At 59.1% G+C, this 20972-nt stretch carries 17 protein-coding genes; 14 read left to right on the top strand and 3 right to left on the bottom strand.

The features are described from left to right. The first annotated feature begins 99 nt into the window (after nucleotides 1-99). The 4 genes from J2W17_RS23855 to J2W17_RS23840 all read left to right on the top strand — a co-directional run bounded on the left by J2W17_RS23855 (nucleotide 100) and on the right by J2W17_RS23840 (nucleotide 4065). The gene (locus J2W17_RS23855; protein WP_307340312.1) at nucleotides 100-267 is read left to right on the top strand and encodes a hypothetical protein; all 168 of its coding nucleotides are present in this window, start codon (nucleotides 100-102) and stop codon (nucleotides 265-267) included. Between the two features lie 398 nt (nucleotides 268-665). Continuing rightward, nucleotides 666-2231 (top strand): methyl-accepting chemotaxis protein, encoded by a 1566-nt coding sequence (locus tag J2W17_RS23850; protein WP_307340309.1) that lies wholly within the window; start codon nucleotides 666-668, stop codon nucleotides 2229-2231. A 368-nt stretch (nucleotides 2232-2599) separates the two neighbouring features. Continuing rightward, nucleotides 2600-2998, top strand: coding sequence for a MerR family transcriptional regulator (locus J2W17_RS23845; protein ID WP_150816947.1), 399 nt, complete (start codon nucleotides 2600-2602; stop codon nucleotides 2996-2998). A gap of 167 nt (nucleotides 2999-3165) precedes the next feature. Beyond that, a complete protein-coding gene (locus tag J2W17_RS23840) occupies nucleotides 3166-4065 on the top strand; it encodes a hydroxymethylglutaryl-CoA lyase (protein ID WP_307340304.1) in 900 nt (299 codons plus the stop codon). An 871-nt stretch (nucleotides 4066-4936) separates the two neighbouring features. On the opposite strand, the gene J2W17_RS23835 is transcribed toward J2W17_RS23840, so the two are convergent. Beyond that, nucleotides 4937-6634: an AMP-binding protein gene (locus tag J2W17_RS23835; RefSeq protein ID WP_307340301.1), complete on the bottom strand. Its 1698-nt coding sequence runs from the start codon at nucleotides 6632-6634 to the stop codon at nucleotides 4937-4939. A 549-nt stretch (nucleotides 6635-7183) separates the two neighbouring features. On the opposite strand from J2W17_RS23835, the gene J2W17_RS23830 reads away from it, so the two are divergent. The 4 genes from J2W17_RS23830 (at nucleotide 7184) to J2W17_RS23815 (ending at nucleotide 13067) form a co-directional block, all read left to right on the top strand. Next, on the top strand, nucleotides 7184-8347 hold the full coding sequence (locus J2W17_RS23830) for an isovaleryl-CoA dehydrogenase (protein WP_307340298.1): 1164 nt from the start codon (nucleotides 7184-7186) through the stop codon (nucleotides 8345-8347). Nucleotides 8348-8452: 105 nt separating this feature from the next. After that, complete coding sequence (locus J2W17_RS23825; RefSeq protein ID WP_307340295.1) at nucleotides 8453-10057, top strand: carboxyl transferase domain-containing protein; 1605 nt, start codon at nucleotides 8453-8455, stop codon at nucleotides 10055-10057. A 242-nt stretch (nucleotides 10058-10299) separates the two neighbouring features. Further along, on the top strand, nucleotides 10300-11112 hold the full coding sequence (locus J2W17_RS23820) for a gamma-carboxygeranoyl-CoA hydratase (protein ID WP_307340292.1): 813 nt from the start codon (nucleotides 10300-10302) through the stop codon (nucleotides 11110-11112). Next, complete coding sequence (locus J2W17_RS23815) at nucleotides 11112-13067, top strand: acetyl/propionyl/methylcrotonyl-CoA carboxylase subunit alpha (RefSeq protein ID WP_307340289.1); 1956 nt, start codon at nucleotides 11112-11114, stop codon at nucleotides 13065-13067. Before J2W17_RS23820 ends, J2W17_RS23815 begins: the two co-directional genes overlap by 1 nt. 40 nt (nucleotides 13068-13107) lie before the next feature. On the opposite strand, the gene J2W17_RS23810 is transcribed toward J2W17_RS23815, so the two are convergent. Then, a complete protein-coding gene (locus J2W17_RS23810) occupies nucleotides 13108-13755 on the bottom strand; it encodes a LexA family protein (RefSeq protein ID WP_307340286.1) in 648 nt (215 codons plus the stop codon). Between the two features lie 130 nt (nucleotides 13756-13885). Between J2W17_RS23810 and J2W17_RS23805 the strand changes: the two genes are divergently transcribed. The 5 genes from J2W17_RS23805 to J2W17_RS23785 all read left to right on the top strand — a co-directional run bounded on the left by J2W17_RS23805 (nucleotide 13886) and on the right by J2W17_RS23785 (nucleotide 18852). Continuing rightward, nucleotides 13886-14227: a DUF6124 family protein gene (locus J2W17_RS23805; RefSeq protein WP_307340462.1), complete on the top strand. Its 342-nt coding sequence runs from the start codon at nucleotides 13886-13888 to the stop codon at nucleotides 14225-14227. Nucleotides 14228-14412: 185 nt separating this feature from the next. Continuing rightward, a complete protein-coding gene (locus tag J2W17_RS23800) occupies nucleotides 14413-16431 on the top strand; it encodes an S-type pyocin domain-containing protein (RefSeq protein WP_307340283.1) in 2019 nt (672 codons plus the stop codon). Beyond that, nucleotides 16428-16691 carry an immunity protein gene (locus tag J2W17_RS23795; protein ID WP_307340280.1) on the top strand — a complete coding sequence of 88 codons (264 nt, stop codon included), beginning with the start codon at nucleotides 16428-16430 and terminating at the stop codon, nucleotides 16689-16691. The genes J2W17_RS23800 and J2W17_RS23795 overlap by 4 nt, the downstream gene beginning before the upstream one ends. Before the next feature lie 82 nt (nucleotides 16692-16773). Beyond that, a complete protein-coding gene (locus J2W17_RS23790) occupies nucleotides 16774-17046 on the top strand; it encodes a colicin immunity domain-containing protein (protein ID WP_307340279.1) in 273 nt (90 codons plus the stop codon). A 654-nt stretch (nucleotides 17047-17700) separates the two neighbouring features. Beyond that, on the top strand, nucleotides 17701-18852 hold the full coding sequence (locus J2W17_RS23785; RefSeq protein ID WP_307340277.1) for a M14 family metallopeptidase: 1152 nt from the start codon (nucleotides 17701-17703) through the stop codon (nucleotides 18850-18852). Between the two features lie 276 nt (nucleotides 18853-19128). Here J2W17_RS23785 and J2W17_RS23780 read toward each other — a convergent pair whose 3' ends face one another. Next, nucleotides 19129-19575, bottom strand: coding sequence for a winged helix-turn-helix transcriptional regulator (locus J2W17_RS23780; RefSeq protein ID WP_307340274.1), 447 nt, complete (start codon nucleotides 19573-19575; stop codon nucleotides 19129-19131). A gap of 94 nt (nucleotides 19576-19669) precedes the next feature. On the opposite strand from J2W17_RS23780, the gene J2W17_RS23775 reads away from it, so the two are divergent. Next, complete coding sequence (locus tag J2W17_RS23775; protein ID WP_307340271.1) at nucleotides 19670-20869, top strand: MFS transporter; 1200 nt, start codon at nucleotides 19670-19672, stop codon at nucleotides 20867-20869. Nucleotides 20870-20972: the final 103 nt, after the last annotated feature.

Genomic DNA, 20972 nt, shown 5'->3' with positions numbered 1-20972 from the left:
TGCTCTCTTACACAGCATCGCGACAATTCGGCGGCGAAGTCGGCCTTCCAATTGGCAGCCTAATATTGCAATCCAGTAGCCTTTACAGGTGTCCACTCCATGCAAAAGACGCAGAACGCAACACCTTTGCAGGTAGCTGAATATATCGCGGAGGCTAAGCGTCTGGGTGGCCCGACATCCGTTAATCAGCGACGCTTCATGAAAGCCGCGGTGCTAAAAGGCAAGGACATGGAGCCTGTAGGCGTCATGGCTGGCGTCTGCGTTTGAAGCATAATTCTGGAGAGAGCCGACCTACCATCAGATCGGAGTACATCTGCGGGAGTCGTATCGGCTGTGGCGCCGCCTTCGCTGGCAAGCCAGCTCCTACATTAGATCGGAGTACATCTGCGGGAATCATGTTGGCTGTGGCGCCGCCTTCGCTGGCAAGCCAGCTCCTACAATTGGATCGGGGTATGTCTGCGGGGGACAGGTTGGCTGTGAAGCCGCCTTCGCTGGCAAGCCAGCTCCTACAATTAGATCGGGGTATGTCTGCGGGAGTCGGGTCGGCCATCAGCTCGTCATGAAGAACATGAGCGATCGGTGCGGCCATCTCCTCTTAAAATAAAACTCAACAAATCCGCGCCCCCGCCGACACCCTGTCAAAGCCTCACGGACTGAATATAGCCATGCGCAACAACCAGCCTGTTACCCAACGCGAACGGACCTTCCCGGCTCAGCAACGGTTGATTTCCACCACCGATGCCAAGGGCGTGATTACCTACTGCAATGACGCCTTCGTCGAGATCAGCGGGTTTTCCCGTGAGGAGCTGATCCGTGCGCCGCACAATCAGGTGCGTCACCCCGACGTGCCTTCTGCGGTGTTCGCGCACATGTGGGGCACGCTGAAGCAGGGCTTGCCATGGATGGGCATTGTCAAGAATCGCTGCAAGAGCGGTGATCATTACTGGGTGAACGCCTATGTGACGCCGGTGTTTGAAGGCCAGCAAGTCGTCGGTTACGAGTCGGTGCGGGTCAAGCCCACCGCCGAACAGATTCGCCGTGCCGAAGCGCTTTACCAGCGCCTGAATCAGGGCAAGTCGGCCGTGCCTTCCACGGATAAATGGCTGCCGGTGATGCAGGATTGGTTGCCGTTCATTCTGGTCAGTCAGTTGAGTTTCATGATTGGTGCGTCGCTGAATTCGCAATGGGGCTTTGCTCTCGCCGCCGGGCTGTCGGTGCCGTTAGGGTTGATGGGGTTGCGCTGGCAGCAGCGTGGGCTCAAGCGGTTATTGCGTCTGGCCGAGCAGACCACGTCTGATCCGTTGATTGCGCAGATGTACACCGACAGTCGCGGTGATCAGGCGCGATTGGAAATGTCGATTCTGAGTCAGGAAGCGCGTTTGAAAACCTGCCTGACCCGTCTGCAGGACACGGCCGAGCACCTGACCGAGCAGGCGAAACAGTCCGATACGCTGGCACACAACAGCTCCACCGGGTTGGAGCGTCAGCGCGTGGAAACCGAGCAAGTGGCGACGGCCGTTAACCAGATGGCGGCGACGACTCAGGAAGTGGCCAGCCACGTGCAGCGTACGGCGGATGCGACTCAGGAGGCTAATCGTCTGACCGGTCGCGGGCGGGATATTGCCGGGGAAACCCGCGAAGCCATTCAGCGCCTGTCGGTGGTGGTCGGGGAAACCGGTTTGACCGTGACCCAGCTGGCCAAGGACAGTAACGAAATTGGTGGCGTGGTGGATGTGATCAAAGGCATCGCCGACCAGACCAACCTGCTGGCGTTGAACGCGGCCATTGAAGCGGCGCGTGCCGGGGAGATGGGTCGTGGGTTTGCGGTGGTGGCCGATGAAGTGCGGCAATTGGCGCAACGTACCAGTGAGTCGACCGGACAGATTCATGCTTTGATCGCCAAGCTGCAGCAGACCGCGAGCACGGCGGTGCAAACCATGGAGGCCGGGCATCGTCAGGCCGAGGAAGGTGTGGCGCGGGTGCTGGAAGCGGATCAGGCGCTGGTGGGGATCAGTGAGGCGGTGGCAAACATTACCGACATGACCACGCAGATTGCGGCAGCGACGGAAGAGCAAAGTGCGGTGGCTGAGGAGATCAGTCGCAACATCAGCAATATTTCGCTTCTGGCGGATCAGACGTCGGTGCAGGCGCAGCACTCGGCGTTGTTGAGTGAAGAGCTGACGAAGACGGCAAATACGCAGTATTCGTTGGTGGAGCGGTTTAATCGGTGATTGCTGTCTTTAGGTAAAAAACCGGGCGCTGATGCGCCCGGGTTTGTTTTTGATCTGCGTAGGTATTTACACACCTTTCAGGCGCTGCCAAATGCTGTGGTGAGCGGGTTGCCCTTGTAGGAGCTGGCTTGTCGGATCGCCGCACCGCAGCGAAGGCGTCAGGTCAGTCGACATCAATGTTGGATGTGCTGGCCTCTTCGCTGGCAAGCCAGCTCCTACAGGGGGGGGGTAGACCCAATCACCATAGGCAAGCTCTCACGCCGCAGGTCGGTGGAACCTGGGGTGTGATGTCTCGAAAGGCTTGCGCCCCTTGACGTAAACGTCAACCTGCCATTAGCTTAGCGCCATGACCTTTTTCGAGCGCTTCCATGAGCAGCCAGACCTATAGCATTTCCGATCTCGCCCGCGAGCTCGACATCACCACCCGGGCCATTCGCTTTTATGAAGAGCAAGGGCTGCTCAGCCCTGAGCGGCGTGGGCAGGAACGCATCTATTCGCCACGGGACAAGGTCAGTCTGAAGCTGATTTTGCGGGGCAAGCGTATTGGTTTTTCACTGGCGGAATGCCGTGAGTTGATTGAGCTTTACGACCCTACTGGCGGCAATCAGAAGCAGTTGCAGACGATGCTGAACAAAATCGCCGAGCGTCGGGAGCAGCTTGAGCAGCAGATGCTGGATATCGAGCAGATGAAGCTGGAGTTGGATACGGCGCAGGAGCGGTGCAGTCAGGCGTTGGAGTTGACGATCAAGAGTCAGCAGGTGGTTTAGCAGGTTTCAATACAAATCCTCTGTAGGAGCGAGCTTGCTCGCGATGGACGTCGAGGCACCGCGTTTATCCAGGCGGCACCGGTCATCGTTAACGTCCATCGCGGGCAAGCCCGCTCCCACAGGGGCTCCCAGTGTTTTTCTGAGTATTCAGCACAGGTCGATCCCCCATGTCCCTACCCTCTCACGTACGCCTGGTCGAAGTCGGCCCTCGCGACGGACTGCAAAATGAAGCCCAGCCCATCAGTGTCGCGGACAAGGTGCGGTTGGTCGATGCGCTGACTGCCGCCGGGCTGAGTTACATCGAGGTCGGCAGTTTTGTTTCGCCCAAGTGGGTGCCGCAGATGGCCGGTTCCGCCGAGGTGTTTGCGCAGATTCAGCGTAAGCCTGGGGTGACCTATGCGGCGCTCGCGCCCAATCTTCGCGGGTTTGAGGATGCGGTGGCGGCCGGGGTCAAGGAGGTTGCGGTGTTTGCCGCGGCGTCCGAGGCGTTTTCCCAGCGCAACATCAATTGCTCGATCAGTGAGAGCCTGGCGCGGTTCGTGCCGATTATGGAGGCGGCGAAGCAGCATGGGGTGAGTGTGCGGGGGTATGTGTCCTGTGTGCTGGGCTGCCCTTATGAGGGTGACGTCGCGCCGGAGCAAGTGGCGCTGGTCGCGCGCGAGCTGTATGCCATGGGCTGCTATGAAGTGTCCCTGGGGGACACCATCGGCACCGGGACGGCCGGTGCTACCCGCAAGTTGATCGAGGTGGTCTCGGCGGAAGTGCCACGGGACAAACTCGCCGGGCATTACCACGACACCTATGGCCAGGCCATGGCCAATATCTACGCCAGTTTGCTGGAAGGGGTGTCGGTGTTCGACAGTTCGATTGCCGGCCTTGGTGGCTGCCCTTACGCCAAGGGCGCCAGCGGTAACGTGGCCACTGAGGATGTGATCTACCTGCTCAATGGCTTGGGTATCGATAGTGGTATCGACCTTGAAGCGTTGATTGTGGCGGGTCAGCAGATCAGCACGGTGCTGGGACGCGCCAGTGGGTCGCGGGTGGCCAGGGCGCGTAGCGCGCAGTGAGTGGGCGGATGTGTCGGGGTGTTACCGCCAGGACTCAAAAGTGGGGGGCAAGCGAGTAACACGGAAACAAATGTGGGGAATCTAGCGGCGGGAAAAACCTTTGAAAAACTCAAATCATTGATTTTAAAGGGTTTTTAAAAGTTGGCACGGCTCCTGCTATCTCTATGGCATAACAAGAACAAAAAAAAACGTTCCAACCCTAATAAAAATAAGACGTAACGACTCTGACATAACAAAAACAACACGGCAGAGACGCAGCTAACAGATTTTTTTGGAGAGGATGTGCTTTTCAGGGTGCTTTTCGGAGTGACCCGCAACCGGGCAGAGAAGAATAAAACTACCTTCAGGTAGCTCCCGAACTGGTTGGATCGCTTGGCGAGAAAGCAGATCAGCGCTCAAAAAAATACGTTTGCTCTTGATCCCGGATGGGGGTCGATAAAAACAGCGGTAAAGGGTCACGGTTGCTAAAAACAAAAACAGACCGCCCCTCAATAATAAAAAAAGAGCACGTAACGACAAAATTAAAGGGGAGCTTCGGCTCCCCTTTGTGCTTTTTGCTGTTTGTGATTTTACCCCTCTCCCTCCCCCTCCTACAGTCACTGAATTCTGGGATAGCCTGAAGAAGCCGGCTGCTGGCGAGAGCGGGTTGTCTGCCGGGTTATTTGTTGGATGTGCCGGCCTCTTCGCTGGCAAGCCAGCTCCTACAGGGAGCTGCGGCGGTTACAGGGGCTGCGGTGGTCACGAGAGTTGAGGCATCCTCGGTCAACTGTAGGAGCCGGCTTGCCGGCGAAGGCGGTGGGTCAGTCGACGTTGTTGTTGGCTGATACACCGCTTTCGCCGGCAAGCCGGCTCCTACAGGGGGAGATTGTGGTCAGGTTTTGTTGAGGCTCAGTTCTTCGATGCTGATTTCGCGCATGCGGAATTTCTGGATTTTGCCTGTGACGGTCATTGGGAACTCGTCGACGAACTTGAAGTAGCGCGGCGTCTTGAAGTGGGCGATGCGTTCTTTGCACCAGGCTTGCAGTTCTTGTTCGGTGGCGCTGTGGCCGGGGTGGAATTTGATCCAGGCGACGATTTCTTCGCCGTAGCGCGAGCATGGGATGCCGATCACTTGCACGTCGGCCACGGCCGGGTGGGTGAAGAAGAATTCTTCCAGTTCCCGCGGGTAAATGTTTTCACCGCCGCGGATGATCATGTCTTTGTTGCGGCCGGCGATGTTCACGTAACCCTCGTCGTTCATGCTCGCCAGGTCGCCGGTGTGCATCCAGCCGGCCTGGTCGATGGCTTCGGCGGTGCCTTGCGGGTTGTTCCAGTAGCCGAGCATCACGCTGTAGCCGCGGGTGCAGAGTTCGCCGATGGTGCCGCGGGGTACCAGGTTGCCGGCCTCGTCGATGATTTTGCTCTCCAGTTGCGGCTGGGTGCGGCCGACGGTGGTGACGCGCAATTCCAGGTCGTCCGAGGGGCCGGTCTGCAGCGACACCGGGCTGGTTTCCGTCATGCCGTAGGCGATCTGGACTTCACTCATGTGCATGTCGGTGATGACCCGGCGCATCACTTCGATCGGGCAGGTGGCCCCGGCCATGATCCCGGTGCGCAGGCTCGACAGGTCGAATTCGGCGCGCTGGGGCTGGTCGAGCATGGCGATGAACATGGTCGGAACGCCGTAGAGCGCGGTGGCTTTTTCTTCGGCGACGGTGGTCAGGGTCAGCAGCGGATCGAACGCGTCGTTGGGGTAGATCATGGCGCTGCCGTGGGTCATGCAGCCCAGGTTGCCCATGACCATGCCGAAGCAGTGATACAGCGGCACCGGGATCACCAGCCGATCTTCGTGGGTCAGGCCGAGGCTTTCGCCGACCATGTAGCCGTTGTTAAGGATGTTGTAGTGGCTGAGGGTCGCGCCCTTGGGGAAGCCGGTGGTGCCGGAGGTGTACTGGATGTTCACCGCCTGGTCGAAATGCAGGCTGTCCTGGCGTTCGTGCAGTTGCTCGGCTGACACATTGCTGGCGAGTTCGGTCAGTTGCGACCACGGCAGGAAGCCCGAGGGCGGCTGGGCGTCGAGGCTGATCACCCCGCGCAGGTCCGGCAGGCGTTCGCTGTGCAATTGGCCGAGGGGTTGTTCTGCCAGTTCCGGTACCAGGCCTTGCAGCATGCCGTGGTAGTTGGAGCTTTTGAAGGCGCCGGCGCAGACCAGCCATTGGCAGCCGGATTGCTTGAGTACGTATTCCAGTTCGGAGCTGCGGTAGGCCGGGTTGATGTTGACCAGGATCACGCCGATTTTCGCACTGGCGAATTGGCTGATGCACCATTGGGCGCAGTTGGGAGCCCAGATGCCGAGGCGGTCGCCGGTCTGCAGGCCCAAGGCCAATAGCGCCCGAGCGTGCAGGTCCACGGCGTCGGCCAGTTGCTGCCAGGTGTAGCGCAGTTGTTGGTGGCGCACGACCAGCGCCTCCCCGGTCGGGTAGTGCGCGACGGTGTTGTCGAACGCCTGGCCGATGGTCATCGCCAGCAAGGCTTTGTCCTGGGAACCGCGGGTGTAGCTGCGCTGCGGGCTTGCGGTGGGTTGATCCATGACGACCCCTATTGTCTTTATTAATGGGTTGGCTACGGTCCCCTGTAGGAGCGAGCTTGCTCGCGAAAAACGTAAAGGCACCGCGTGTATCCAGGCAGCACGCGTTATCGTTGACGTCCTTCGCTGGCAAGCCAGCTCCTACAGGGGTTCAGCTGCGGACGGCCTCTGTAGGAGCGAGCTTGCTCGCGAAAAACGTAAAGGCGCCGCGTGTATCCAGGCAGCACGCGTTATCGTTGACGTCCTTCGCTGGCAAGCCAGCTCCTACAGGGATTCAGCTGCGGACGGCCTCTGTAGGAGCGAGCTTGCTCGCGATGGACGTCAGGGCGCCGCGTGTATCCAGGCAGCACGCGTTATCGTTAGCGTCCTTCGCTGGCAAGCCAGCTCCTACAAGGGGGTCCGTGTTACATCTTGAACTGGCTCTAATGTCGCTCAAGTTGACGTTAACGTAAAGGGTGATTGACAGCCATTCGTCTCGGGTTTACGTTAACGTAAAGGTGAGAGCCAAATTGCGGTCCTCCCCTACCCTACAAAAAAGCCAAAAGGTGACCCATGAGCTATCCCTCCCTGAATTTTGCCCTCGGTGAAACCGTCGACATGCTGCGCGATCAGGTTCAGGCCTTCGTTGCCAAAGAGGTTGCCCCGCGCGCCGCTCAGATCGATATCGACAACCTGTTCCCGGCGGACCTGTGGCGCAAGTTCGGCGACATGGGCCTGCTAGGGGTCACCGTGCCGGAAGAGTACGGCGGCGCCGGCCTGGGTTACCTGGCCCACGTGGTGATCATGGAAGAGATCAGCCGCGGCTCGGCGTCGGTGGCGCTGTCCTACGGTGCGCATTCCAACCTGTGCGTGAATCAGATCAACCGCAACGGCAATCACGAGCAGAAGACCAAGTATCTGCCGAAGCTGATCAGCGGCGAGCACATCGGCGCCCTGGCCATGAGCGAGCCGAATGCCGGTTCCGACGTGGTGTCGATGAAACTGCGCGCCGACAAGCGCGGCGATCACTACGTGCTCAACGGCAGCAAGACCTGGATCACCAACGGTCCGGACGCCAACACTTACGTGATCTATGCCAAGACCGACCTGGAAAAGGGCCCGCACGGCATCACCGCGTTCATCGTCGAGCGCGACTCCAAGGGCTTCAGCCGCAGCAACAAATTCGACAAGCTCGGCATGCGCGGCTCCAACACCTGCGAGTTGTTTTTCGATGACGTGGAAGTGCCGCAAGAGAACATCCTTGGCGTGCTCAACGGCGGCGTGAAAGTGTTGATGAGCGGCCTCGACTATGAGCGCGTGGTCCTGTCCGGCGGCCCGACCGGGATCATGCAGGCCTGCATGGACCTGATCGTGCCGTACATCCACGACCGCAAGCAGTTCGGACAGAGCATCGGCGAATTCCAGCTGATCCAGGGCAAGGTCGCCGACATGTACACCCAGCTCAACGCCAGCCGCGCTTACCTGTATGCGGTGGCCCAGGCTTGCGAGCGCGGCGAGACCACGCGCAAGGACGCCGCCGGGGTGATCCTGTACAGCGCCGAACGCGCCACGCAAATGGCCCTGGATGCGATCCAGATTCTCGGCGGCAACGGCTACATCAACGAATTCCCCGCCGGTCGTTTGCTGCGCGACGCCAAGCTGTACGAAATCGGTGCGGGCACCAGTGAGATCCGGCGCATGCTGATCGGTCGCGAACTGTTTAACGAAACGAAATAAATTTCGTTAGCTGCAAGCGGCAAGCTTCAAGCTGCAAGAGAACTGCGCTCTTGCTTCTACTTGTAGCTTGTAGCTTGCAACTTGAAGCTGCTACGGAGTAGCCCGATGATTTTGCATACCCAGCTCAACCCCCGCTCGGCGGAGTTCGCCGCCAACAGCGCGGCGATGCTCAAACAGGTCGACGCCCTGCACACCCTGCTCGCCCAAGTGCAGCAAGGTGGCGGCCTGAAGGCGCAAGAACGCCACACCTCGCGAGGCAAATTGCTGCCCCGTGAACGGATCAATCGCCTGCTCGATCCGGGCTCGCCGTTTCTCGAGATCAGCCAATTGGCGGCCTACGCGGTGTATGGCGAAGACGTGCCGGCCGCGGGCGTGATTGCCGGGATCGGCCGGGTCGAAGGCGTCGAGTGCATGATCGTCGCCAACGATGCCACGGTCAAAGGCGGCTCGTATTACCCGCTGACCGTGAAGAAACACCTGCGCGCCCAGACCATCGCCCAGCAGAACCGCCTGCCGTGCATCTACCTGGTGGACTCCGGTGGCGCCAACCTGCCACGCCAGGATGAAGTGTTCCCGGACCGTGAGCACTTCGGCCGGATCTTCTTCAACCAGGCCAACATGAGCGCCATGGGCATTCCGCAGATTGCGGTGGTGATGGGTTCCTGCACGGCCGGTGGTGCCTATGTACCGGCGATGGCCGACGAAGCGATCATGGTGCGCCAGCAGGCGACGATTTTCCTCGCAGGCCCGCCGCTGGTGAAAGCCGCGACCGGCGAAGTGGTCAGCGCCGAGGACCTCGGCGGGGCCGATGTGCACTGCAAGATTTCCGGGGTGGCCGACCATTACGCCGAGAGCGATGAACACGCCCTGGCCATCGCCCGGCGCAGCATCGCCAACCTCAACTGGCGCAAGCTCGGTGAAGTGCAGCAGCGCACGCCGATCGCCCCGCTCTACGCCAGCGACGAGTTGTATGGCGTGGTGTCGGCGGACGCCAAGCAGCCGTTCGATGTGCGTGAAGTGATTGCGCGGCTGGTGGACGGATCGGTGTTCGATGAATTCAAGGCGCTGTTCGGTACAACCCTGGTGTGTGGCTTTGCCCACTTGCATGGTTACCCGATCGCGATCCTCGCCAACAACGGCATCCTGTTCGCCGAAGCCGCGCAGAAAGGCGCGCACTTTATCGAGCTGGCGTGTCAGCGCGCGATTCCGTTGCTGTTCCTGCAGAACATCACCGGGTTCATGGTCGGGCAGAAATACGAAGCCGGCGGCATTGCCAAGCACGGCGCGAAACTGGTGACCGCGGTGGCCTGTGCCAAGGTGCCGAAGTTTACGGTGATCATCGGCGGCAGCTTCGGTGCCGGTAACTACGGCATGTGCGGGCGGGCTTATGATCCGCGCTTTTTGTGGATGTGGCCGAATGCGCGGATCGGCGTGATGGGTGCCGAACAGGCCGCCGGCGTGCTGGTGCAGGTCAAGCGTGAGCAGGCCGAGCGCAGTGGCCAGGGTTTCAGTGCCGAGCAGGAAGCCGAGATCAAGCAGCCGATTCTCGACCAGTATGAGGAACAGGGGCATCCCTATTACTCCAGCGCACGGCTGTGGGACGACGGCGTCATCGACCCGGCGCAGACCCGCGATGTGTTGGCCCTGGCCCTGTCGGCGTCGCTGAACGCGCCAATCGAACCGAGCCGCTTCGGCGTGTTCCGGATGTGATCCGGATCTGATTCTGATGTGAACCTGATGTAGGAGCGAGCTTGCTCGCGATGGACGTTAACGATAACGCGTGCTTTCTGAATGAACGCGTTGCCCTTGAGACCTTCGCGAGCAAGCTCGCTCCTACAGAGATCCTGTAGGAGCCGGCTTGCCGGCGAAGGCGTCTTCATGGGCGATGCAAGGCTTAAGACCGCTTTCGCTGGCAAGCCAGCTCCTACAAAGTGCCGTGGAGACGGACGAATATGAGCGACTTCAATACGCTGGAACTGCTGACCGACCCGCGGGGTTTTGCGACCCTGTGGCTCAGCCGTGAAGAAAAGAACAACGCCTTCAACGCCGAGATGATCCGCGAACTGATCCTCGCCCTGGACAAGGTGTCGGGCGATGCCAGCCTGCGTTTTTTGCTGGTGCGCGGTCGCGGCAAGCATTTCAGTGCCGGCGCCGACCTGGCCTGGATGCAGCAATCGGCCGAACTCGATTACCACACCAACCTCGACGACGCCCGGGAACTGGCGGAGTTGATGTACAACCTGGCCAAGCTGAAAATCCCGACGCTGGCGGTGGTGCAAGGCGCAGCCTTTGGCGGCGCGTTGGGTCTGATCAGTTGCTGCGACATGGCGATCGGCGCCGATGACGCGCAGTTCTGCCTGTCGGAAGTGCGCATCGGCCTGGCCCCGGCGGTGATCAGCCCGTTCGTGGTGCAAGCCATCGGCGAACGGGCGGCACGCCGCTATGCGCTGACCGCCGAGCGCTTCGGTGGGCAACGGGCGCAGGACATCGGCTTGTTGTCGGAGAGCTATCCAGGCAACGAGCTGGAACAAAAAGTCGAGCAGTGGATCGACAATCTGTTGCTCAACAGCCCGGCGGCCATGCGCGTCAGCAAGGACTTGCTGCGTGAAGTCGGCAACGGCGCGCTGACCCCGGCGCTGCGCCGCTATACCGAAAATGCCATCGCACGTATCCGCGTCAGCCCTGAAGGCCAGGAAGGCCTGCGGGCCTTTCTGCAAAAGCGTGCGCCAAACTGGAAAGCCGCCACCACCAAGGAGTCGCGTTGATGAGCGCACCTGTCCTCACCACCCTGCTGGTGGCCAACCGCGGCGAAATCGCTTGCCGGGTCATGCGTACCGCCAAGGCCCTGGGCCTGACCACCGTGGCCGTGCACAGCGCCACTGACCGCGACGCGCGTCATAGCCGTGAAGCGGATATCCGCGTCGACCTCGGCGGCAGCAAAGCCGCCGACAGCTACCTGCAGATCGACAAGCTGATCGCCGCGGCCAAGGCCAGTGGCGCCCAGGCGATCCATCCGGGGTATGGCTTCCTGTCCGAGAACGCCGGGTTCGCCCGCGCCATCGAAGCCGCCGGCTTGATCTTTCTCGGCCCTCCCGCCTCGGCCATCGACGCCATGGGCAGCAAGTCCGCGGCCAAAGCCTTGATGGAAACCGCTGGCGTGCCGCTGGTGCCGGGTTATCACGGCGAAGCCCAGGACCTGGAGACCTTCCGCGACGCCTGCGAACGCATCGGTTACCCGGTGTTGCTCAAGGCCACGGCGGGCGGTGGCGGCAAAGGCATGAAAGTGGTCGAAGACGTCAGCCAGCTCGCCGAAGCGCTGGCATCGGCCCAGCGTGAAGCCCAATCGTCATTCGGCGATTCACGGATGCTGGTGGAGAAATACCTGCTCAAACCACGCCATGTGGAAATCCAGGTGTTCGCCGATCAACATGGCCACTGCCTGTACCTCAATGAACGTGACTGCTCGATTCAACGTCGGCACCAGAAAGTCGTCGAGGAAGCACCCGCCCCCGGCCTGAGCCCGGAACTGCGGCGCGCCATGGGCGAAGCCGCGGTGCGTTCGGCGCAGGCCATCGGCTATGTCGGCGCCGGCACCGTGGAGTTTTTGCTGGATGCCCGCGGCGAGTTCTTCTTCATGGAGATGAACACGCGCCTGCAAGTCGAACACCCGGTCACCGAAGCCATCACCGGCCTCGACCTGGTGGCCTGGCAGATTCGCGTGGCCCGCGGCGAAGCGCTGCCGATGACCCAGGAACAGGTGCCGCTGCTCGGCCATGCGATTGAAGTGCGGCTGTACGCCGAAGACCCGGGCCACGATTTCCTGCCGGCCACCGGGCGCCTGGAATTGTACCGCGAGTCCGCGCCCGGTCCGGGCCGTCGGGTGGACAGTGGCGTGGAAGAAGGCGACGAAATATCGCCGTTCTATGATCCGATGCTGGGCAAGCTGATTGCCTGGGGCGAGGACCGTGAACAGGCGCGGTTGCGGTTATTGAGCATGCTCGATGAGTTTGCGATCGGCGGGCTCAAGACCAACATCAACTTCCTGCGGCGGATCATCGGCCATCCGGCATTTGCCGCGGCGGAACTGGACACCGGGTTCATTCCGCGTTATCAGGAGCAACTGCTGCCGGCCCCGGCCGAGCTTGGCGACGAGTTCTGGCAAGCCGCCGCCCAGGCCGTCGCGCAAAGTCAGCCGGGTGCGCCGCGTGCCGATGACCCCGGTTCGCCTTGGGCGATCAACAGCGGCTTGCGTTTCGGCTTGCCCTGCGAGACCACCCTGCACCTGAGCTGCGAAGGCCAGGACCGCGCCCTGACTCTGGGCCGCGCCGATACCCACACCGCGCAGCTCAAGGGCGAACAGCTGCTGACCGAGCACAACGGCTTGCGTCGCCAGCATCGGGCGATCCGTCGTGGTGACAGCCTGTACCTGCAATGGGGCGGTGAATTGCGCCGCATCGAGACCTACGACCCGATCAGTGCCGTCGAAGCCAGTCACAGCCATCAGGGCGGGCTTGCCGCGCCCATGAATGGCAGCATCGTGCGCGTGCTGGTGGAGCCCGGGCAATCGGTCGAAGCCGGGGCGCAACTGGTGGTGCTGGAAGCGATGAAAATGGAGCACAGCATCCGTGCACCCCATGCCGGGGTGATCAAGGCGCTGTATTGCCAGGAAGGCGAGATGGTCAGCGAAGGCAGTGCGTTGGTCGAACTGGAAGAAGCGTGACCTGAAGATCGGTCCGCGCGCCTGGCACGGACCGCTCTGATCAGAACCTGATTGTCGCCTGGACCACCACGCCGATGATTCGGCATTCCGGCGTGTAAAGGGCTTTGGGGTACGTCGGATTGAGCGGGACCAGGTAACGCTGCCCGCCCTCCTCGATCAGCTTGCGAAAGGTGGCTTCGGCGCTGTCGGGCCACTGGGCGATCACCAGTTTGCCCGGCAGCGCTTCCACGGCCGGGTCCACCAGGATCAACATGCCCTCGGCAATGCTGATGCCGGTGGGTGCCGTCATCGCATCGCCTGTCACCTCCAGCCAGAACGCCGCGCCAAGGGCCGGGTAATCGGACAGCTCGAAACGCTCCGGGGCGTAGGCCGCAGGCTTGTCTTCGCGCACCTCGGTGGGGGCTCGCCAGCCACTGACCGGGTAGCGAAAGTACGGGTTGTACTTTTTCGCCAGGTCCTGGCCGTCGGCCTGCGAGGCGTCCGGCTCGCGGATCACCAGCGCCACCTCGAGAAAATCCAGGCCCAGCGCCTGCAGCACCCGGTTCATGTCATCGATGCCGGGCTGGCGACGTTTGTTCAGCCAATGGCCGATACCGCCCTGGGACATTCCGACTCGCTCGGCGAGTATCTCTTGAGTGATTTTGAGTTCACTCATCTTGGCCTTGACCAATTCAATCCATTTATCCATAGGCGAAACGATACGTGGGCGCCTCCGGTCATCAAAACACAAATTGTAGTATTTAAATTCTCGTCACAAATACACTTTGTACTAGGATTGTTTCACGGATATGAACCCCATCACGGAGCTTGCCATGACCATGACCATCCCCTGCAATGACCTGCCAGAGATGCCGATCGACACCACCCTCAAATCGCCTGAAGGCATTGCGGCCGCGCAGCGCGCGCTGGACTATTACTTGAAACCTGCTGTTTCAGAGGAAGTGGTCGAAACACGCTTCTTTGACGTGAACCGCAATGTCAGCCGCGAAGAGGCCCTGATCCATGCATCGGACCTGCTGCGTTGTGCCGCCGCCACCGCTTACGAGTCGGGCAACAACATTCAGGGCCCCAACCGGCATCTGGCCTTTTCGACGGTGCACATGATCGACATGGCCAGGGCGCTGGTGGATCGGTCCCTGGAGAGTGTTCAGAACGGCTGAGAACGGGGATGAGTTCGAAGGAACACGGGAAAGAAATTTCGATCTCGCAGATTAAATCATTCCTGATTAAGTCTTATCTCCCACTTGCAGAGACTCATTCTCTGTACCCATATTTTTTCTTTCGAAGCATTGAGCATCATGTTTAGAACCTAGCTGTTGCAGCATCAATCATAAAGGAGAAACACATGCCACAAAACGGTATTACCCTACCTCCTACAGTCGTGACACCTGATCCGCAACTTCCCGATCCCCCAGCCCCTTTCCCTGGAGGTGGAGTGTTTGCCAGGCCACTTCCATGGGATGGCAAAAATCTCGCCAACTCTGAAATTGATGCGTTTTTTAATAAAAAAGATATTAGGTCTCAGCACCTTACAATGTCGGTGTTAGCAACTGTCATCAACGCTCAAAGTTATATCGAGAATTCCTATACGGCTTACCTGCCGCAATTGACGGCGGATGTTGATGCCGAAATAATTGCTGCACTAGGGCCTAATTCTCTCTCTGCGTTTGAAAAGGCCAAGACTGAAAAATCCATCGTCGATAGTCTGATTGCGCAGAACACCGTGGAGCTGGCCAACAGCAACGCAGCCGCTAATGCCTTTTTTGGTAGGAATATGCTGGCGGTGAGAATAGAACAAAACTCGGTGGAGTTTTTAAATATTCTTCTTGGTAGCTCAAGTGCGCCCATCGAAATTTACAGGAGCTGGGAAGCGTCAATTGCAGCGACCTATAGGGCAAAAGTCCTCGAAATGAAGATCCGAATTCTTACCGAAAAGTCCGCAGTACTGGCCCAGACCGTTGCTACTGCCCAAGCCGAGGAGGACACACGCCTAGCGGCAGAAGCCGTTGAACAGGCACGCATTGCAGCAGAAGCAGAAGCGCAACGCATAGCCGCCGAAGCTGCAGAACAAGCTCGACTGGCCGCTGAGGCAGAGGCCCAACGCGTAGCTGCCGAAGCCGCTGAACAGGCACGCATTGCAGCAGAAGCAGAAGCAGAAACACAGCGTGTGACGCAACAGCAAGCCGCTCGGCAGACCGTGTTCAGCGCAGCCGGTACTTTCGCTATTCCTGCCAATGCCAGCGCTATCTCAGTGGTCGGACAAGGGCTTGTTCAGGTAGGTGAAGGTGCAGCCACCCTGGCTCAAGCTATCGCCAAAGCCATTGCTGAGCTGGGCCGGATAGCCCTGGCAGGCCCTGGCGCATACATCGCCGCGTTTGTCTCATTAGCGCTGTACTCCAGCTCGACAGCTGACGACTCACATGACCGTACGCCTGACCGTATCCGCTATGGTTTTGGCACGAATGCCGATCAGTTGGGGCTCCCGCCAGGTACGGACCTGCAAAGCATAGCTTTGGCTCAAGGCACAGTCGATTTGCCATTGCGTTTGATCAACGAAGCCAAGGGAAATCGATCGGTCATCTCTGTGGTCAGTACCGGTGTGAGCGTGCCCAAGGGTGTTCCTGTGCGAGCCGCAACGCTTAATTCCACGACAGGTCTGTATGAGGTGGTATTGCCCAGCGCTATCCCTGATCAGCCGCCAATCACTTTGACCTGGACGCCTGGCGATGCGCCGGGGAGTGATAACCCATCGAGTACAACACCTGCCGTACCTCAAGAGATCCCGGTATACACCGGCGTCACTCTCCAGCCGATCAAGGTTGAGGCTGAGACCTACCCAGGTGTACTACCCGCAGCGAATGACTTGATCATCTGGTTTCCACCAGACTCAGGGATTGCGCCGGTCTATGTGATGTTCAACAGCCCTTACGGCGAAACCAACGCCAAGGGAAAATACAGCGATCGCGACTACCACACGGACAAAGCCGGTGGCCCTATTCTTGATCTTTACTGGAGTACGGCGATCTTTACTCAGGCTGGAATTGAAAAGGTCAAGCTGCATACTGGTCGGTATGAAGAGTCTGCCGATAATAAAGTAATGATCGATCGCTTGGAGAAAATTCTGAAGGGTGAGTTGCAGGCCACCGATATCGATAAACGCTTTTACACCCATGAGATCAGGGAGCTGGAACGTTATCGAAATCTTGGAATTGAAGACGGAAAAATTCCAAAAAATGCAGCAGAGGTTTGGAATAACGCTCACACAGCCACCCTAGAAGACTATAAAATAGACGAAAGACATGAACCTTTGTATACGCCAGAAGCTGAAGAAGCATATGCCAGAGAACAGGAGGGCAAACAATGATTGACTTAGAAGGCATTTACAAAAACGAAAGCGTAGAAGATGTTCTTTTGCATTTCGCCCCGAAAACCTCCTACCCGAGCATTGATCGAATGTATGTTAGATATAATTTTGATGTTGTAGGCAACGCTGAACTTCACAGAGTATGGGGGCGCCTTATGGATGAAGGAAAATTGGCACAAGATGAAAAAGGCCGCACAATTAAAGGACCAAACTGGAAGGAACCGGCTTTCGTCACTGAAAAGAAATACTTTTTTGAGTAAAGTGTGATGCCATTGTCAAGAAAGCCTAGCTTAAGATGGGCTTTCTCTTATCTGGGGCTTGACGGCGTCCCTGAGTACTGCAATGAGTCTCGAACTGATCAATTTCGCAAAGCAATTTGTAGCTGGCGATTTGTCTGCCGGAACTTTCGCTGATCCTTATATTTCCAAATGGAGCGATGAGCGTGATGCGAACAAACTTAAAGACGATGATGATAATGTGTCGGAATGTGCATCAAGTATATTCGTACTTGCCGACTGCTATAATCCTGATTTTGATCGCAGGGAAAGTGAACTCGACGAAGATGGATTGAAATGTGAGGTGAAAGCGACTTTAGAAAAATTCAAGTTATCTTGATTTTTCCGTAGGCAGTTCAGGTAAGCCCAGTCCCTCAACAAACCAGGTCTCAGAGTCAGGCAGCAAATTTCAGGGCCCAAACCGACACCTGGCTTTTTCGACGGTGCACATGATCGACTTGGCCCGGTCGCTGGTGGATCGGTCCCTGAAAGAGTGCTCAGAACGGCTGAAACGAGGAGGCTTTCGCGGAGGACGGGGAAAAACTTTCCCATCGCGCAGATGAAATCGTTTGACTTGCAAACGAGAATGATTATTATTGCATGCAGCTGGTCGCGAGATCAGTCGATTGTCCAAGGGACCTTAGGTCGGTCTCCTGGACACTCTCCTCATCAGGCTAATCACGGTTTTTGACCCGGCTTTTTGCCGGGTCTTTTTTTGCCAGTTTTTCTGGCTTTTACCTTCAGGCTAATGAAGTCTTTTAGTGTTACAAATCCGAATGGCGCGGATGATATCAAAAGAATATTCATTGGCAAGAGAAGCCCGGCCACATTGGCCTGAACTAATCAAAAATAGCGCTTGAGAATCATTTGCACAGTCTCTAAGCTGCCTCCGCGTCAAGGACGACGCCCCCCTTCCAGCCCGTAATTTCCCCCCGGTTTTTCCCTTCCCAGCGTGTAAAGTACCAGCCATAAAAATCATATTCAGGAATCGACTATGACCGTGGCCAAATCCTCTCTCGACATCAGCGCCAACTTCGACAGCGGCAACATTGAAGTGCTCGATACCAGCAATCCGCTGCATGCGTTGCTGGCCATCCGCCCGGACACCCGCAGCCAGCATTTCCAGTGGTTTCACTTCAAGGCCAGCGGCCTGCATGTCGGCCAGGAGCACTGGTTCCGCCTGAACAACGCCAGCAAATCCTCCTACAACAAGGCCTGGGACGGTTATCAGGCGGTGGCGTCCTATGACCACGTCAACTGGTTCCGCGTGCCGACCATCTTCGAGGGCGACTGCCTGCGCTTCAGCCTCGAAACCACCGCCACCCATGCCTGGTTTGCCTACTTCGAACCCTATAGCCGCGGTCGCCACGACTGGTTGATCGAACAGGCCCTGACCAAGGCCGGCACCGAGCTGCTGGCCACCGGCAAGAGCGTCGAGGGTCGGGACATCCAGCTGCTGCGCAAAGGCACGGGCGCCGAAGGCCGGCGCAAGGTGTGGATCATTGCCCAGCAACACCCCGGCGAGCACATGGCCGAGTGGTTCATGGAAGGCGTGATCGAACGCCTGGAAAAGCATGACGATCCTGTGCTGCAGAAATTGCTGGCCAGCGCCGACCTGTACCTGGTGCCCAACATGAACCCGGACGGCGCCTTCCACGGCCACTTGCGCACCAACGCCATGGGCCAGGACCTGAACCGCGCCTGGCAGAGCGCCAGCCAGGAATTGACCCCGGAAGTGTTGTTCGTGCAACAGCAGATGGAGCAATACGGGGTCGACCTGTTTCTCGACATCCATGGCGATGAAGAGATTCCTTATGTGTTTACCGCCGGTTGCGAAGGCAACCCGGGTTACACCCCGCGTATAGAGAAACTTGAAGAACAGTTCCGCAGCCATCTGAAGCACCAGACCAAGGATTTCCAGACCCGGCATGGCTATACCCGCGACCTGCCGGGCAAGGCCAATATGACGTTGGCGTGCAATGCGGTTGGGGAGAAATTCGATTGTTTGTCGTTGACGCTGGAGATGCCGTTCAAGGACAACAATGATGCGCCGAATGCGTTGACGGGGTGGTCGGGGAAGCGGTCGAAGCAGTTGGGCAAGGATGTGTTGGTGACGGTGGCTGATGTGGTCGATAGCCTGCGCTGAAACGCCGAACCCTGTAGGAGCCGGCTTGCCGGCGAAGGCGTCTGCATGGGCGATGCAAGGCTCAAGGCCGCCTTCGCTGCGGTGCGGCGATCCGACAAGCCAGCTCCTACAGGGGTTTATGTCGGACACAAAACCTGTAATCAATGCTGATCAAAAATGTGGGAGCGAGCCTGCTCGCGAAAGCTGTGTGACAGTCGACATAAATAGTGACTGTCACACCGCCATCGCGAGCAGGCTCGCTCCAACAGGGGGAATGCGGCTGCGATCTTCGAACGATTACTCGGCCGCTATGCGCACACAATCTTCCGGCCCCAGCAACCGCCCATCCTCAGCACGCGGTTCCAGCGCCTGCAACGGTCGCCCGCTTTCCCGGTCAACCAGCCGCGAGTGCGCCTCCCCCTCTTCGAAGAAAAACGCCTCGCCCCATTGCCGCAATCCGATGATCAGCGGGAACAGGCCCTTGCCCTTCTCTGTCAGCACGTACTCCTGATACGCACTGCCATCTGACGCCGGTACCAGATCGAAAATCCCGTTGGCCACCAGCGAGCGCAATCGCGTCGACAGGATGTTCTTGGCCATCCCCAGGTTGCGCTGGAATTCACCGAACCGGCGAATGCCATCGAAGGCATCGCGCACGATCAGCAGCGACCAGCCATCGCCAATGGCCTCAACGGAGCGGGCCACCGGGCATTCGGCGCCTTCCAAGCTTGTACGTTTGGCCATGTTCGCGTTAACCCAGATTATGTAGTTGCAATATAAAACCGGTTTCCTTACCGTACAACTGGTTTCACTTTGAAACCACTTAAGGAGACCTGTGATGAGACATGACCAGCCATTGAGCGGCACCGTGGTGCTGCTGTTTGCCGTCGCCTGCGGCCTGGCCGTCGGCAATGTCTACTACGCACAACCGCTGCTGGATGCCATGGCCGAGGCGTTTGCCATGGAGCCTGCCACTATCGGCATCGTCGTTACCCTGACTCAGGTCGGTTACGGCGTGGGTCTGTTGCTGCTGGTGCCGCTGGGGGATCTGCTCAATCGTCGGCGCTTGATCGTCACGCAAACCCTGCTGTCGGCGCTGGCGCTGCTGATGATCGCGTGGGCGCCGAACAGTGTCTGGCTGTTGCTGGGAATGACCCTGACCGGACTGCTGGCCGTGGTCACGCAAGTGCTGGTGGCCTACGCCGCCACGCTGGCCATCCCGGCACAGCGAGGACGGGTGGTGGGCGTGGTCACCAGCGGGATCGTGGTCGGCATTCTGCTGGCCCGGACGGTTGCCGGCGGTATGGCTGATCTGGCCGGTTGGCGGTCGGTCTATCTGTTGTCGGCCGGCTTGACCCTGGTGATGGCGCTGCTGCTGTTTCGTGTGCTGCCCGCGCAGGAACAGGCGCGACCCGCCAGTTCCTACGGCGCCTTGATCGGTTCGGTGTTTACGTTGTTCAAGGAAGAAACGGTGCTGCGCCAACGGGCGGTGCTGGCGTTGCTGACGTTTGCCAGTGCCATGGTGCTGTGGACGCCCATGGTGCTGCCGCTGAGCGCCCCGCCGCTGTCGTTGTCCCACACCCAAATCGGCCTGTTCGGACTGGCAGGCGCCGCTGGCGCGCTGGCCGCCGCCCGTGCCGGGCATCTGGCAGATCGTGGCCTGGGGCAGTGGACCAGCGGTTTGTCACTGTTGCTGATGCTGGTCTCGTGGCTGCCGATCGCCCTCACCCAATCTTCGTTGTGGGCGTTGCTGCTGGGGGTGATTACCCTGGACCTGGGCTTGCAGGCGGTGCATGTCACCAGCCAGAGCATGATCTACGGCGTGCGCCCCGAAGCCCAGAGCCGACTGACTGCCGGCTACATGGTGTTCTATTCGATCGGCAGCGCCCTGGGCTCGATCGGCTCGACAGCGATGTACGCCTGGGGCGGGTGGCTTGGCGTGTGCCTGCTGGGCGCAGGCATCAATGCCGTGGCGTTGATCTATTGGTGGCAAACCCTGGCCACCAAAGACCAACCGCTGGAAGTGCCGTCACCCTGAACCTGTAGGAGCCGGCTTGCCGGCGAAGGCGTCTGCATGGGCGATGCAAGGCTTGAGACCGCTTTCGCTGCGGTGCGGCGATCCGACAAGCCAGCTCCTACAT

It is taken from the genome of Pseudomonas lini, from assembly GCF_030812475.1.
In the GTDB taxonomy this organism is placed as follows: domain Bacteria; phylum Pseudomonadota; class Gammaproteobacteria; order Pseudomonadales; family Pseudomonadaceae; genus Aquipseudomonas; species Aquipseudomonas lini_A.
The sequence above is the reverse complement of the archived record's forward strand: the minus strand, read 5'-3'. Positions and strand labels throughout refer to the sequence as shown.

What these genes read in the sequence shown, in the direction of transcription:
- J2W17_RS23855 (WP_307340312.1), top strand. Translation starts at nt 100, where the DNA reads ATGCAAAAGACGCAGAACGCAACACCTTTGCAGGTAGCTGAATATATC.
- J2W17_RS23850 (WP_307340309.1), top strand. Translation starts at nt 666, where the DNA reads ATGCGCAACAACCAGCCTGTTACCCAACGCGAACGGACCTTCCCGGCT.
- J2W17_RS23845 (WP_150816947.1), top strand. Translation starts at nt 2,600, where the DNA reads ATGAGCAGCCAGACCTATAGCATTTCCGATCTCGCCCGCGAGCTCGAC.
- J2W17_RS23840 (WP_307340304.1), top strand. Translation starts at nt 3,166, where the DNA reads ATGTCCCTACCCTCTCACGTACGCCTGGTCGAAGTCGGCCCTCGCGAC.
- J2W17_RS23835 (WP_307340301.1), bottom strand. Translation starts at nt 6,634, where the DNA reads ATGGATCAACCCACCGCAAGCCCGCAGCGCAGCTACACCCGCGGTTCC.
- J2W17_RS23830 (WP_307340298.1), top strand. Translation starts at nt 7,184, where the DNA reads ATGAGCTATCCCTCCCTGAATTTTGCCCTCGGTGAAACCGTCGACATG.
- J2W17_RS23825 (WP_307340295.1), top strand. Translation starts at nt 8,453, where the DNA reads ATGATTTTGCATACCCAGCTCAACCCCCGCTCGGCGGAGTTCGCCGCC.
- J2W17_RS23820 (WP_307340292.1), top strand. Translation starts at nt 10,300, where the DNA reads ATGAGCGACTTCAATACGCTGGAACTGCTGACCGACCCGCGGGGTTTT.
- J2W17_RS23815 (WP_307340289.1), top strand. Translation starts at nt 11,112, where the DNA reads ATGAGCGCACCTGTCCTCACCACCCTGCTGGTGGCCAACCGCGGCGAA.
- J2W17_RS23810 (WP_307340286.1), bottom strand. Translation starts at nt 13,755, where the DNA reads ATGGATAAATGGATTGAATTGGTCAAGGCCAAGATGAGTGAACTCAAA.
- J2W17_RS23805 (WP_307340462.1), top strand. Translation starts at nt 13,886, where the DNA reads ATGACCATCCCCTGCAATGACCTGCCAGAGATGCCGATCGACACCACC.
- J2W17_RS23800 (WP_307340283.1), top strand. Translation starts at nt 14,413, where the DNA reads ATGCCACAAAACGGTATTACCCTACCTCCTACAGTCGTGACACCTGAT.
- J2W17_RS23795 (WP_307340280.1), top strand. Translation starts at nt 16,428, where the DNA reads ATGATTGACTTAGAAGGCATTTACAAAAACGAAAGCGTAGAAGATGTT.
- J2W17_RS23790 (WP_307340279.1), top strand. Translation starts at nt 16,774, where the DNA reads ATGAGTCTCGAACTGATCAATTTCGCAAAGCAATTTGTAGCTGGCGAT.
- J2W17_RS23785 (WP_307340277.1), top strand. Translation starts at nt 17,701, where the DNA reads ATGACCGTGGCCAAATCCTCTCTCGACATCAGCGCCAACTTCGACAGC.
- J2W17_RS23780 (WP_307340274.1), bottom strand. Translation starts at nt 19,575, where the DNA reads ATGGCCAAACGTACAAGCTTGGAAGGCGCCGAATGCCCGGTGGCCCGC.
- J2W17_RS23775 (WP_307340271.1), top strand. Translation starts at nt 19,670, where the DNA reads ATGAGACATGACCAGCCATTGAGCGGCACCGTGGTGCTGCTGTTTGCC.